Here is a 14,340-nt window from a genome sequence, read left to right on the forward strand (position 1 = left end):
CGGTGGCCGGCCTGGGCGTTCGGCGTCGAGCGGGAGCCCGCACGGTACCCTCGTCACGATGTCCCCGAGGCTTGGAGCTGCGCTAGATGGTGTTCGACGCGGTAGGTAATCCCCAGACGATTCTGCTGCTCGGCGGAACGTCGGAAATCGGACTGGCGATCTGCGAGCGCTATCTGCGCAACGCATCGGCGCGCATCGTGCTGGCCGCCCTGCCCGGCGATCCGGGCCGCGACGACGCGGTGACCCAGCTGCGCGATGCCGGGGCCAGCGCGGTGGAGGTCATCGACTTCGACGCGGTGGACACCGGCAGCCACCCCGACGTGATCGACAAGGCATTCGCCTCCGCAGACATCGACGTCGCGATCGTGGCGTTCGGCCTGCTGGGCGACGCCGAAGAGCTGTGGCAGAACCAGCGCAAGGCCGTGCAGATCGCAGAGATCAATTACACCGCAGCAGTTTCGGTGGGTGTGCTGCTCGGCGAGAAGATGCGGGCCCAGGGCTACGGCCAGATCATCGCGATGAGCTCGGCCGCCGGTGAGCGGGTCCGCCGGTCCAACTTCGTCTACGGCTCCACCAAGGCCGGCCTCGACGGCTTCTACCTCGGCCTCGGCGAAGCGCTGCGCGAATACGGCGTGAAGGTGCTGGTGATCCGCCCCGGGCAGGTGCGCACCAGGATGAGCGCACACGTCAAGGAAGCGCCGCTGACCGTCGACAAGGAATACGTCGCCGAACTCGCGGTCACCGCGTCGGCCAAGGGCAAGGAGCTGGTGTGGGCGCCGGGCGCGTTCCGCTACGTGATGATGGTGTTGCGGCACATCCCGCGGTCCATCTTCCGCAAGCTTCCCATCTGATGCAGGGCACACCGGCCAGGGTGGCCGGCCACATGGTGATCGCGGTGCTGCTCGCCTCGGCCGTGGCCGGGGTGTCGATCGCAGCGATCGCTCAGGTGGAGTGGCCGGCATACAACACCTCCAATCAGCTGCACGCGCTCACCACGGTGGGTCAGGTGGGCGCGCTGGCCGGAATCTTCGCCGCCGGCCTGATCTGGCGCCGGGGCCGGCGCACCCTGGCCCGGTTGGCCGGTCTGATCTTCCTGTCGGCGTTCGCGGTGGTCACCCTGGCGATGCCGCTGGGCGCCACCAAGCTGTACCTGTTCGGGGTGTCGGTCGACCAGCAGTTCCGCACCGAATACCTGACCCGGCTGGCCGATACGCCCGGCCTGCACGACATGACCTACTTCGGGCTGCCGCCGTTCTATCCGGCCGGCTGGTTCTGGATGGGCGGGCGCATCGCCGCGGCCACCGGCACCCCGGCCTGGGAGATGTTCAAGCCGTGGTCCATCGTCTCGATCACCATCGCGGTTGCCCTGGCATTTGTGTTGTGGGCAGCCATGATTCGGTTCGAATACGCCCTGATCGTCACCACCGCCAGTACCGCGGCCATGCTGGCCTACGCCTCCACCGAGCCGTATGCGGCCATCATCACCGTGCTGCTGCCACCGGTGTTCGTGCTGGCCTGGTCGGGTCTTCGGGGCAAGAGCAGAAACGGAGGGTGGGCCGCCGTCATCGGCGTCGGGATCTTCCTCGGCTTCGCCGCCCTGTTCTACACCCTGCTGCTGGCCTACTGCGCATTCACGCTGGCGCTGATGGCAGCGGTACTCGCCGTCGCCCGCCGCCGGATCGACCCGCTGCTGCGGCTGGCCGTCATCGCGGTGATCTCCGGGCTGATCGCCCTGATCACCTGGGGCCCCTACCTGCTGGCCGCGCTGCGCGGGCAACCCGCCGAGAAGGGCACCGCCCAGCACTACCTGCCCGACGCCGGCGCCCAGCTGACCTTCCCGATGTTGAGCTTCACCCTGCTCGGGGCCCTGTGCATGCTCGGCACGCTGTGGCTGGTGGTCCGCGCCCGCTCTTCGACGCGCGCGGGCGCGCTGGCCATCGCGGTGCTCGCCGTCTACGCCTGGTCGCTGCTGTCGATGCTGACCACCCTGGCCGGCACCACCCTGCTGTCGTTCCGCCTGCAGCCGACACTCACCGTGCTGCTCACCACCGCGGGCGCATTCGGGTTCATCGAGGCGACGCAGGCGATCGCGCGGCGCCGTCAACCGGAGACCGCGCGCCGAGTCGTCGCCGCGGCCACCGCCGTCGGCGCCATCGGCGCCGTCACGTTCAGCCAGGACATCCCCGACGTGCTGCGCCCCGACATCAACGTGGCCTACACCGACACCGACGGCACCGGGGTGCGCGCCGACCGCCGGGCCCCCGGGGCCGAGCGCTACTACCGCGAGATCGACACCAAGATCGCCGAGGTCACCGGCGTGCCGCGCAACCAAACCGTGGTGCTGACCGCCGACTACAGCTTCCTGTCCTACTACCCCTACTACGGGTTCCAGGGCTTGACCTCGCACTACGCCAACCCGCTGGCCGAGTTCGACAAACGCGCCAAGGCCATCGAAGGCTGGGCCACACTCACCGAGGCCGACCAGTTCGTAACGGCCCTCGACGAGATGCCGTGGAAGGCGCCGACGGTGTTCTTGATGAGACACGGCGCGAACGACACCTACACACTGCGCCTGGCCTCCGACGTCTATCCCAACCAGCCCAACGTGCGCCGCTACCACGTGGCGCTCGACGCGGCACTGTTCGACGATCCACGTTTCGAGGTGACCGACATCGGTCCGTTCGTCCTGGCGATCAGAAAGCCCACTCCGGATGGCCACTAACTCCGATACAGACACGCCGATAGCATCAGAGCCCGTGACGGAACCGCAGGGCACCACGCGCAGCAATCACCGGACCGCGCGGTTCATCGCGATCGTCGCCGGTTTGCTCGGCGTGCTGATGGCTGTGGCAACACCGCTGCTACCGGTCAAGCAGACCACCGCCGAACTGAACTGGCCCCAGAACGGCACCTGGCAGAGCGTCAACGCGCCCCTGATCGGTTACGTCGCCACCGACCTGTCCATCACGGTGCCGTGCCAGGCCGCCGCCGGACTGGCCGGGCCCGACAACCGCGCCCGCACCGTGCTGTTGTCCACAGTGCCCAAGCAGGCACCCAAGGCCGTGGACCGTGGGCTGCTGATCGAACGGGTCAACAACGACCTGCTGGTCATCGTGCGCAACACCCCGGTGGTCAGCGCCCCGCTGGCGGCCGTGCTCAGCCCGGCCTGCCAGTACCTGACCTTCACCGCGCGGGCCGACAAGGTGACCGGCGAGTTCGTCGGCCTCACCCAGGCCGCCACCGGCGACACCGACGACCCCGACGCCCCGCTGCGCGGCGAACGCGGCGGCTACGACTTCCGCCCGCAGATCGTCGGCGTCTTCACCGATCTGTCCGGGCCCGCCCCCGAGGGGCTGACCTTCTCGGCCACCATCGACTCGCGCTACAGCAGTGCCCCGACACTGCTCAAACTGCTGGCGATGGTCATCGGGGTGGCGATGACCGTCATCGCGCTGGGGGCCCTGCATCGCCTCGACACCGCCGACGGCGTCCGGCACCGCCGCTTCCTGCCACCGCGCTGGTGGTCGATGACCCCGCTGGACGGGCTGGTCACCGCAGTCCTGGTGTGGTGGCACTTCGTCGGAGCCAACACCTCGGACGACGGCTACATCCTGACCATGGCCCGGGTCTCCGAGCACGCCGGGTACATGGCCAACTACTACCGCTGGTTCGGCACCCCGGAGGCGCCGTTCGGCTGGTATTACGACCTGCTGGCGCTGTGGGCGCACGTCTCCACCAACAGCGTCTGGATGCGGCTGCCCACCCTGCTGATGGCGCTGGCCTGCTGGTGGGTGATCAGCCGCGAAGTGCTGCCCCGGCTCGGACGGGCGGTCAAGACCTCACGGGCCGCGGCCTGGACCGCGGCGGGCATGTTCCTGGCGTTCTGGCTGCCGCTGAACAACGGTCTGCGTCCCGAGCCGATCATCGCCGTCGGCATCCTGCTGACCTGGTGTTCGGTGGAGCGCGGCGTCGCCACCAACCGCATGTTGCCGGTGGCCATCGCCATCATCATCGGCGCGCTGACACTGTTCTCCGGGCCGACCGGCATCGCCGCCGTCGGCGCCCTGCTGGTCGCCGTCGGCCCGCTGAAAACCATTGTGGCCCGGCATACTTCACGGTTCGGGCATCTGGCCCTGATCGCCCCCATCCTGGCCGCCTGCACCGTGACGATCATCCTGATCTTCCGCGATCAGACCCTGGCCGGCGAGATCCAGGCCAGCACGTTCAAGTCCACCGTCGGCCCCAGCCTGGCCTGGTTCGACGAGCACATCCGCTACTCACGGTTGTTCACCTCGAGCCCGGACGGTTCGGTGGCGCGGCGGTTCGCGGTACTCACCCTGCTGGTGGCGCTGGCGGTGTCGGTGGCGATGACGCTGCGCAAGGGACGCATTCCGGGCACCGCGGCCGGACCGAGCCGACGAATCATCGGCATCACGATCATCTCGTTTTTGGCCATGATGTTCACCCCCACCAAGTGGACCCACCACTTCGGTGTGTTCGCCGGGCTGGCCGGCTCCCTCGGCGCCCTGGCCGCCGTCGCGGTCACCGCCGCGGCCATGAAGTCCCGCCGCAACCGGTCGATGTTCGCCGCCCTCGTGCTGTTCGTGGTGGCACTGTCCTTCGCCACGGTCAACGGCTGGTGGTACGTCTCCAACTTCGGCGTACCGTGGTCGAACTCGTTCCCCGAGTGGCACTTCGGGTTCACCACCATCCTGCTCGGCCTGTCGATACTGGCCTTGCTGCTGGCGGCGTGGTTCCACTTCAGCGGCCGCGACCAGTCCCCGGACGGGCCACAGCGCCGCTGGCAGCGGATCGTGCAATCACCGCTGGCCATCGCCGCATGGGTGCTGGTGATGTTCGAGGTGGTCTCCCTGACCCTGGCGATGATCGACCAGTACCCGGCCTGGTCGGTCGGGCGGTCGAACCTGGAGGCGGTCACCGGCAAATCCTGCGGGCTGGCCAGCGACGTGATGGTCGAGGAGAACGCGAACGCCGGCATGCTGGCCCCGATCAGCGAACCGGCCGGCCAGGCGCTCGGCGCCGTCACCGCACAAGGGTTCGGCCCCAACGGCATTCCGTCGGACGTCTCGGCCGACCCGGTGATGGAACAGCCCGGCGCCGGCAACTTCGCCGACACCGATTCGGGCACCGTGACCGGCAGCGAGGTGGGCACCGAGGGTGGCACCACCGCGGCCGCCGGGGTCAACGGCTCCCGGGCCCGGCTGCCCTACGGACTCGATCCGGCCACCACCCCGGTGCTCGGCAGCTGGCGGGCCGGCACCCAGCAGCCCGCGATCATGCGCTCGGCCTGGTACCGACTGCCCGACCGCGACAAGGCCGGTCCGCTGCTCGTGGTCTCGGCCGCCGGCCGCTTCGATCCGGGTGAGGTCGTGGTGCAGTGGGCCACCGATGCGCAGGCCGCCGAGAACAAGCCGGGCGGCGGTGTCGGATTCGCCGACGTCGGCGCCGCCCCGGCCTGGCGCAACCTGCGGGCACCGCTGGCGGCCATCCCGCGCGAGGCCACCCAGATCCGGTTGGTGGCCTCCGACGACGACCTGGCGCCCCAGCACTGGATCGCCGTGACCCCGCCGCGCATCCCCGAGCTGCGGACGCTGCAGGAAGTGGTCGGCTCATCCGACCCGGTGCTGCTCGACTGGCTGGTGGGCCTGGCGTTCCCCTGCCAGCGGCCGTTCGCCCACCAGTACGGCGTCACCGAGGTACCCAAGTGGCGGATCCTGCCGGACCGCTTCGGCGCCGAGGCCAACTCGCCGGTGATGGACTACCTCGGCGGGGGCCCGCTGGGCATCTCCGAGCTGCTGCTGCGGCCGTCGAGCGTGCCCACCTACCTGCGTGACGACTGGTTCCGGGACTGGGGCTCGCTGCAGCGGCTCACGCCGTGGTACCCGAACGCCGAAGCGGCCCGACTGGACCTGGGCACCGCGATCCGCAGCGGACTGTGGAGCCCGGCGCCACTGCGGCACAGTTAGGACCGTCACGCGCGAGTGGCCGGTCATGTCACGTTGCCGCCACAATCCCGGTGACATGAGTGGCCACTCGGCGGTTGGAACCGGCGCTCACATCCGGGTCGCATAACATCGAGCCTCGTGCCTTCCGATGAGCCAACCGACCGTGTTGTGGGCATCGCACGCCTGATCGCCGTCATCGCAGGCATCGCGGGTGTGGTGCTGTGCGCCCTGGTGCCGCTGCTGCCCGTCAAACAGACCACGGCGACGATCCTGTGGCCCCAGGCCACCGACGCCCAGGGGAACGTCACCGCGGTGACCGCCCCCCTGGTCTCGGGCGCCCCGCAGAGCCTCGACGTGTCCATCCCGTGCGCAGCGATCGCGACGCTGCCCGCCCAGGGTGGGCTGGTGTTCTCGACCATCCCCGCGGCCGGCATCGACGCCAGCCGCAACGGACTGTTCGTGCGGGCCAACCCCGAGACCGTGGTGGTGGCGTTCCGCGACTCGGTGGCCGCCGTCGCTCCCCGGGCAGCGATCGCCGCGGGCGACTGCAGTGCGCTGCACCTGTGGGCCAACGTCGGCGGTGTGGGCGCCGACTTCGTCGGCATCCCGGGTGCCACCGGCACCGGGGCCGTGGAAAAGAAGCCCCAGGTCGCCGGCCTGTTCACCGACCTGAAGATGGCACCGCAGCCGGGGTTGTCCGCCCGCGTCGACGTCGACACCCGGTTCATCACCTCCCCCACCCCGCTCAAGCTGCTGGTGATGGCGCTCGGCGTGGTGTGCGTCGTGGCCTCGATCTTGGCCATGGCCGTGCTGGACCGCCTCGGGGGGCACCGCGTTCGCGGCGCCTGGCGCCGGTTCGTGAAGGTCCCGGTGGCCACCTGGATCGCCGACATCGGCGTCATCGGCGGCCTGCTGGTGTGGCACATGATCGGCGCCATCTCGTCGGACGACGGGTACAACCTGACCATCGCACGGGTCTCGGCCGACGCCGGCTACACCGCCAACTACTTCCGCTACTTCGGCGCCGGCGAGGCCCCGTTCGACTGGTACCAATCGGTGCTCGCGCAGTTCGCCGCGATCAGCACGGCCAGTGTGTGGATGCGGGTGCCGGCCACCTTGGCCGCCATCGGCACCTGGCTGCTGCTGAGCCGCTGGGTGCTGCCGCGGCTGGGCCGGCACGTCGCCCTCAACCGCGTCACCATGTGGACCGCCGGCGCGGTGTTCCTGGCCGCCTGGCTGCCGTTCAACAACGGCCTGCGTCCCGAACCACTGATCGCGTTCGGCGTGCTCGCGGTGTGGGCGCTCACCGAAAACACGATCGCCACCCGCCGGCTGTGGCCGACCTGCCTGGCCATCATCGTTGCGGCGCTCAGCGTGACGCTGGCCCCGCAGGGTCTGATCGCCCTGGCGCCGCTGCTGATCGGAGCCCGCGCCGTCGTCGGCGTCATCCGCAGCCGCCGCATCGCCCTGCCGGCCCTGGCCGCCCTGGCCGGCTCGGCCGCCCTGGTGTTCGTCGTGGTGTTCCGTGACCAGACCCTGGCCACCGTCGCCGAATCGGCCCGGATCAAATACACCGTCGGCCCGACCATCTCCTGGTACCAGGAGTTCCTGCGCTACTACTTCCTGACCGTCGAGGATTCGGTGGACAGTTCGCTGACCCGCCGGTTCGCGGTGCTGGTCATGCTGGTGTGTCTGTTCGGCATGATCGCGGTGCTGCTGCGCAAGGTCACGGTGCCCGGCCTGGCCCGCGGCCCGGTGTGGCGGCTGCTGGGCACCACCGCGGCGGGTCTGCTGCTGCTCACCTTCACCCCGACCAAGTGGGCCGTGCAGTTCGGCGCGTTCGCCGGGTTGGCCGGCGCGCTCGGCGCCGTGACGGCGTTCGCCTTCGCCCTGGTGGGCCTGCACAGCCGACGCAACCTCGCCCTCTACGTCACGGCCCTGCTGTTCGTGCTGGCCTGGGCCACCTCCGGCACCAACGGCTGGTTCTACGTCGGCAACTACGGGGTGCCCTGGTTCGACCGCCAGCCCGTCATCGCCGGGCATCCGGTGACCACTATGTTCCTGGTGCTGGCCATCATCACCGCGGTGCTGGCCGGTTGGCTGCACTTCCGCATCGACTACGCCGGCCACACCGAGGTGGCCAACACCCGCCGCAACCGGGTCCTGGCCTCCACCCCGCTGCTGGTGGTGGCGATCATCATGGTGGTCCTCGAAGTCGGGTCGATGGCCAAGGGCTTCGTCCAGCGCTATCCCGTGTACACCACCGCCAAGGCCAACGTGTCCGCGCTGACCTCCGGGCTGTCGTCGGACAGCTGCGCCATGGCCGACGACGTGCTCGTCGAGGCCGACACCAACGCCGGCATGCTGCAACCCGTCCCCGGTCAGACCTACGGCCAGTACGGCCCGCTGGGCGGCGCGGATCCCGTCGGCTTCAAACCCAACGGCATCAGCGACACCCTGGAACCGCCCAAGCCCGTCGTGGCCAACCCGGGCACGGTGAACTCCGATGGCTCACCCAACAAGCCCAACGTCGGCATCGCCTACGCGGCAGGCACCGGCGGCGGGTACGGACCGGAAGGCGTCAACGGGTCCCGGGTGTTCCTGCCGTTCGGACTGGACCCCGCCCGTACCCCGGTGATGGGCAGCTACAAGGAGAATGCGGTGGCCGCCAAGGCCACCTCGGCCTGGTACCAGCTGCCGCCCCGCACCCCTGAGCGGCCGCTGGTGACCGTCGCCGCCGCCGGCGCCATCTGGTACTACGACGAAGAGCACGAGTTCCACTACGGCCAGTCCCTGAAACTGCAGTGGGGCGTGCACCGCCCCGACGGCAGCTTCCAGGCGCTGGACGCCGTCCAGCCGATCGACGTGTTCGCCCAATACGCCTGGCGCAACCTGCGTTTCCCGCTCGCCTGGGCACCGCCGGAGGCCAACGTGGCGCGGATCGTCGCCGACGACCCCAACCTGTCGGACGATCAGTGGTTCGGCTTCACCCCGCCGCGGGTGCCCACCCTGCAGACCGCGCAAGAGTTCCTCGGCAAGCAGACCCCGGTGCTGATGGACATCGCGACCGCCGCGAATTTCCCCTGCCAGCGCCCCTTCTCCGAACGGCTCGGCGTGGCCGAGCTGCCGGAATACCGAATCCTTCCCAACGTCAAGCAAGTGGTGGTGTCGTCGAACATGTGGCAGTCCGCCCAGAAGGGTGGCCCCTTCCTCTTCATCCAGGCGCTCCTGCGTACGTCGACCATCCCGACGTACCTGCGCGACGACTGGTACCGGGACTGGGGCTCGATCGAGAAATACGACCCGGTGGTTCCGCCGGGCCAGGCGCCCGTCGCCACCGTCGATGAGGGCACCCAGCGCGTGTTCGGCTTCAGCCGGCCCGGACCGATCCGGGCCCTGCCATGATCGCCGACGTCACCGCAGACAGGAATGTGAAGGTGACCCGCTGGGTCGCGATGATCGCCGGGCTCATCGGCTTCATCTGCGCGGTGGCCACTCCGCTGCTGCCGGTGGTGCAGACCACCGCGACGCTGAACTGGCCCCAACAGGGGCAGTTGAGCAACGTCACCGCGCCGCTGATCAGCCAGACGCCGGTCAGCATGACGGTGACGGTGCCGTGTGAGGTGATCCGTTCCGTGCCGGCCGACGGGGCCATGGTGCTGGGCACCGCCCCCAAGGAGGGCAGGCAGGCCGCGCTGAACGCGTTGTTCGTCAACGTCAACAGCGAACGCGTCGACATCACCGACCGCAACGTGGTGATCGCCAGTGTGCCGCGGGCCAAGGCGGCCTCGGCAGCCTGCGAGCGCATCGAGATCACCTCCTCGGAGGCCGGCACCTTCGCCACGTTCGTCGGGCTGACCGACAAGGACGGCAAGGAGCAACGCACCGGGTTCGCCGATCCGAACCTGCGGCCCCAGATCGTCGGCGTCTTCACCGAGCTGACCGGTCCTGCCCCGCAAGGACTTTCCCTGTCGGCCACGATCGACACCCGGTTCACCTCCAAACCGACCGCGCTCAAACTGGCGGCGATCCTGCTCGGCATCGCGGCCACAGTGGTTGCGGTGCTGGCGTTGTGGCGGCTGGACCGGCTCGACGGCCGGCGCATGCACCACCTGATCCCGTCGCGCTGGCGCACCTTCAGCGCGGTCGACGTGGTGGTGGTCGGCGGGTTCCTGCTGTGGCACATCATCGGCGCGAACTCCTCGGACGACGGCTACCAGCTCCAGATGGCCCGGGTGGCCGACCACGCCGGCTACATGTCGAACTACTTCCGCTGGTTCGGCAGCCCCGAGGATCCGTTCGGCTGGTACTACAACCTGCTCGCCCTGATGACCCACGTCAGCGATTCGAGCATCTGGATGCGGCTCCCCGACCTGCTGTGCGGAATCGTGTGCTGGCTCTTGCTGTCCCGTGAGGTGCTGCCGCGCCTCGGGCCCGCGGTCATCGCCTCCAGGCCGGCACTGTGGGCCGCCGGCCTGGTGCTGCTGGCGGCATGGATGCCGTTCAACAACGGGCTGCGGCCCGAAGGTCAGATCGCCACCGGCGCCCTGGTCACCTACGTGCTGATCGAACGGGCCATCATCTCCGGGCGACTGACACCGGCTGCGCTGGCGATCATCTCGGCCGCGTTCACCCTCGGCATCCAGCCGACCGGCCTGATCGCCGTCGCCGCCCTGGTGGCCGGTGGTCGTCCATTGCTGCGCATCCTGGTGCGTCGCGGCCGCACCCTCGGCGTGTGGCCGCTGGTGCTGCCATTGCTGGCCGCGGGCACGGTGATCCTGACCGTGGTGTTCGCCGACCAGACGTTCGCCACCGTGCTGGAGGCCACCAGGATTCGCACCGCGATCGGCCCGGCACAGGAGTGGTGGACCGAGAACCTGCGCTACTACTACCTGATCCTGCCGACGGTCGACGGCTCGCTGTCGCGCCGGTTCGGTTTCATCATCACCGCGCTGTCGCTCTTCGCCTCGATGTTCATCATGTTGCGGCGCAAGCGGGTTCCCGGTGTCGCGCGCGGGCCCGCGTGGCGGCTGATGGGCATCATCTTCGCCACGATCTTCTTCCTGCAGTTCGCCCCCACCAAGTGGGTGCACCACTTCGGCCTCTTCGCCGCCGTGGGTGCCGCGATGGCCGCCTTGGCCACGGTGCTGGCCTCGCCGGTGGTACTGCGCTCGGCGCGTAACCGGATGGCGTTCACCGCCGCGGTCCTGTTCGTGCTCGCGCTGTGCTTCGCCAGTACCAACGGCTGGTGGTACGTGTCCAGCTACGGTGTGCCGTTCAACAACGACAAGCCCAACATCGGTGGGATCACGGTGAGCGCAATCTTCTTCGCGCTGTTCGTGATTGCCGCACTGTGGGCATACTGGCTGCACCTGCGGCCCGCCGCCGAGGGCGGGTTGACCCGCCGACTGACCGCGGCGCCGGTTCCGCTGGCGGCCGGGTTCATGGTGGTGGTGTTCGTCGGCTCGATGATCTATGGCGTGGTACGCCAAGCCGGCACCTACTCGAACGCCTCGTCGAACATTCAGGCGTTCGCCGGCGGTTGCGGCCTGGCCGACGACGTGCTGGTGGAACCCGACACCAACGACGGCTTCCTCTCGCCGGTACCCGGCGACTACGGCCCGCTGGGACCGTTGGGTGGTACCGCACCGACCGGTTTCACCCCCAACGGGGTCCCGAACCACATTGTCGCCGAAGCGATTCGGATCACCGTGCCGATGCCGGGCATCGATGCCGACTGGAATGCGGCGGTCGAGCTGAAGAATCCGGGTATCAACGGGTCGACGGTGCCGTTGCCCTACGGCTTGGACCCGAACCGGGTCCCGCTGGCCGGCAGCTTTGCCGAGGGCCCGGCGCAGCAGGTGAGCAAGCTGGCCTCGGCCTGGTACCAGCTGCCCGCCCTCGACGACGCCCACCCGCTGGTGGTCGTCACCGCGGCCGGAACCATCACCGGCAACAGCATTTTCAACGGCCGCACCGAGGGGCAGACCGTCGAGCTGGAGTACGGACGGACCGGGCCCGACGGCGCCCCGGTTCCGGCCGGCCGGGTGGTGCCCTACGACCTGGGGCCGATTCCGTCCTGGCGCAACCTGCGCTTCGACCGCAGCGAGATCCCGGCAGACGCAACGTATGTCCGGGTCATCGCCGAGGACCTGTCGCTGTCTCCCGGCGACTGGGTGGCGGTCACCCCGCCACGGGTGCCCGAGGTCAAGACCGTGCAGGAATACGTCGGCTCACAGCAGCCGGTGCTGCTGGACTGGGCGGTCGGCATGGCCTTCCCGTGCCAGCAGCCGATGCTGCACGCCAACGGCGTCACCGAGGTGCCGAAGTTCCGCATCACCCCGGACTACAACGCCAAGATGAAGGACACCGACACCTGGGAGGACGGTATCAACGGCGGGCTGCTGGGCATCAGCGATCTGCTGCTGCGCCAGCATGTGATGGCCACCTATCTGAACAAGGACTGGGGCCGTGACTGGGGTTCGCTGCGCAGGTTCGACACGATCGTCGACGCGGTTCCGGCCGAGGTCGAACTCGGGACGGCAACGCACTCCGGGCTCTACAAGCCGGGCAAGATCCGGATCAAGCCCTAGCTTGCCGGCGCCCCTCTTGCCCTGTGCCCCGCTTGCACCCTGCCCCCCCTTGTGCACCGCGAGCGTCAGTGGCGTGACGCCGGTTTCTACCTGAGGGCGGTGGCGACCCAACAATCGCCGCCCTGGTGTGGAAAGCGGCGCGGCGCTCAGCGGTGGCGCAGCCGCGCGAGCGCGCGGTTGGCTGCGTTGGCACCACACATTCCGTGCGCGCCCGGTCCCGGCGGCGTGGCGGCCGAGCAGATGTACATGCCCGGTATCCCGACGTCGTAGGGCGCCAAGGTGGGCCGTGGCCCGAACGCCAGTTGCCGAATGTCCTTGGCGCCGGTGCAGATATCGCCGCCGACGTAGTTCGGGTTGTACACCGACAGCTCGGTGGTCGAGCGCACCGCGGTGCCGACGATCCGATCGGCGAACCCGGGGGCGAACCGCTCGAACTGCGCGACGATCGCCTCGGTGGCGTCACCGGTATACCCATGTGGCACATGGGCGTACGCATAGATCGGATTGACCTCACCGGCCGAGCGGGTTGGATCGGCCAGGTACTGCTGGCCCACCAGCACGAAGGGGCGCCGCGGCATCCGGCCGGCATGGATCTCGCGTTCGGTGGCCGCGATCTCGTCGAAATCCCCGCCCAGATGCACGGTGCCGGCTCGGCCCACCTCCGGGTTCGTCCACGGCACCGGGCCGCGGACCGCGAAATCCACCTTGAACGCGCCTGGGCCGTAACGGAAGCGACGATATGCGCGTGCCGTCCGCCGGGGTAGCCGGTCCCCGAGGATGCCGGCGACAGCGGTCGGGGCCAGGTCGAACATGGTGATGTCGGCGGGCGGCACCTGGGCCGCCATGGTGACCCGGACACCGGTGTGGATCTTGCCGCCGAGCTCGGTCAGCGCCGAGGCCAGGGCGTCGGTGATCGCCTGCGACCCACCTTCGGCGACGGCCCAGCCGTGCCGGTGACCGGCCGTGAGGATGCCCAGTCCGATCGCCGAGGTCATCGGGTAGTGCAGCGGCCGGAACGTGTGCGCGGCCACGCCGCCGAACAGCGCGCGCGCCTGGCGGGTGCGGAAGAACCTGGCCAGCACCGCGGCCGGCAGTACGGTCGGCGCCCCGAACCGGGCCAGCGCCAACGGATGTTCGGGAATCTGCAGCAGCGGGCCCATGATGTCGTCGGCCAGCGAGTCGAAACGGGCTGCGGGACCGGCGAACACAGCCCGCCAACGCGAGCCGTCCGGGCCGAGCCCGGCCGCCGTCTGCTCGACACTGCGGTACAGCAGCCCGGCCGCGCCGTCATCGAGGGGGTGAGCACAGTCGATTTCCGGCCAGCGCCAACGTAATCCGTGCCGTTCCAGGTCCAGACCGGCCAGAAGCGCCGAGCCCACCGCCATCGGGTGGATCGCCGCGCAGTGGTCGACCACGACCCCGTCGAGCGTCGCGGAGCGCACCCCGCCGCCGATCTCGTCAGCGGCCTCCAGGACGGTGACCTCGTGCCCCGCGCGTGCCAACACGATGGCGGCCGCGAGCCCGTTCGGTCCACTGCCCACCACGACTGCTGTGCTCATGAGGCGGCCCCCTTTGCGTTCCAGCCTAGCGAGCGGACAGCCCAGCCAACGACGTCGGCCTGTGGATAACTTGTGGATTGTTTTCCGGAGCCGGGGTCAAGCCACTGTTCAGGCGGCATGACGGCGAATTACACGCTTGTGAGTAAGGCTGTGCGCTTTCGGCTCACCGCAAAGTTCGGCAGGCGGCGCACCCTGAAATGCGACGAGCGTGCGTGGAATGCT

6 protein-coding genes are annotated in these 14,340 nt (G+C 69.4%); 5 read left to right on the forward strand and 1 reads right to left on the reverse strand.

The window, feature by feature from the left end:
• The first annotated feature begins 86 nt into the window (after positions 1–86).
• The 5 genes from dprE2 (at position 87) to FR943_RS25295 (ending at position 12,559) form a co-directional block, all read left to right on the forward strand.
• Positions 87–851, forward strand: a complete 765-nt coding sequence (gene dprE2, locus FR943_RS25275) for a decaprenylphospho-beta-D-erythro-pentofuranosid-2-ulose 2-reductase (RefSeq protein WP_217161062.1) — start codon at positions 87–89, stop codon at positions 849–851.
• Positions 851–2,722 (forward strand): galactan 5-O-arabinofuranosyltransferase, encoded by a 1,872-nt coding sequence (locus tag FR943_RS25280; RefSeq protein WP_217161063.1) that lies wholly within the window; start codon positions 851–853, stop codon positions 2,720–2,722. The genes dprE2 and FR943_RS25280 overlap by 1 nt, the downstream gene beginning before the upstream one ends.
• A complete protein-coding gene (locus FR943_RS25285; protein WP_218046171.1) occupies positions 2,712–5,987 on the forward strand; it encodes an arabinosyltransferase domain-containing protein in 3,276 nt (1,091 codons plus the stop codon). The genes FR943_RS25280 and FR943_RS25285 overlap by 11 nt, the downstream gene beginning before the upstream one ends.
• 117 nt (positions 5,988–6,104) lie before the next feature.
• Positions 6,105–9,371 (forward strand): arabinosyltransferase domain-containing protein, encoded by a 3,267-nt coding sequence (locus FR943_RS25290; RefSeq protein WP_372448243.1) that lies wholly within the window; start codon positions 6,105–6,107, stop codon positions 9,369–9,371.
• A complete protein-coding gene (locus FR943_RS25295; RefSeq protein ID WP_217161066.1) occupies positions 9,368–12,559 on the forward strand; it encodes an arabinosyltransferase domain-containing protein in 3,192 nt (1,063 codons plus the stop codon). Before FR943_RS25290 ends, FR943_RS25295 begins: the two co-directional genes overlap by 4 nt.
• A gap of 146 nt (positions 12,560–12,705) precedes the next feature.
• Here the strand turns inward: FR943_RS25295 and FR943_RS25300 are convergent, their stop codons facing one another.
• Entirely contained in the window at positions 12,706–14,118 is a 1,413-nt protein-coding gene (locus FR943_RS25300; RefSeq protein WP_217161067.1) for a phytoene desaturase family protein, read from the reverse strand.
• Between the last annotated feature and the right edge of the window lie 222 nt (positions 14,119–14,340).

The sequence above is a fragment of the [Mycobacterium] fortunisiensis genome, from assembly GCF_019050325.1.
In the GTDB taxonomy this organism is placed as follows: Bacteria; Actinomycetota; Actinomycetes; order Mycobacteriales; family Mycobacteriaceae; genus Mycobacterium; species Mycobacterium fortunisiensis.

Excerpts from the sequence above, each read along its gene's own strand:
- dprE2 (WP_217161062.1), top strand. The coding sequence starts at position 87 with ATGGTGTTCGACGCGGTAGGTAATCCCCAGACGATTCTGCTGCTCGGC.
- FR943_RS25295 (WP_217161066.1), top strand. The coding sequence starts at position 9,368 with ATGATCGCCGACGTCACCGCAGACAGGAATGTGAAGGTGACCCGCTGG.
- FR943_RS25280 (WP_217161063.1), top strand. The coding sequence starts at position 851 with ATGCAGGGCACACCGGCCAGGGTGGCCGGCCACATGGTGATCGCGGTG.
- FR943_RS25300 (WP_217161067.1), bottom strand. The coding sequence starts at position 14,118 with ATGAGCACAGCAGTCGTGGTGGGCAGTGGACCGAACGGGCTCGCGGCC.
- FR943_RS25285 (WP_218046171.1), top strand. The coding sequence starts at position 2,712 with ATGGCCACTAACTCCGATACAGACACGCCGATAGCATCAGAGCCCGTG.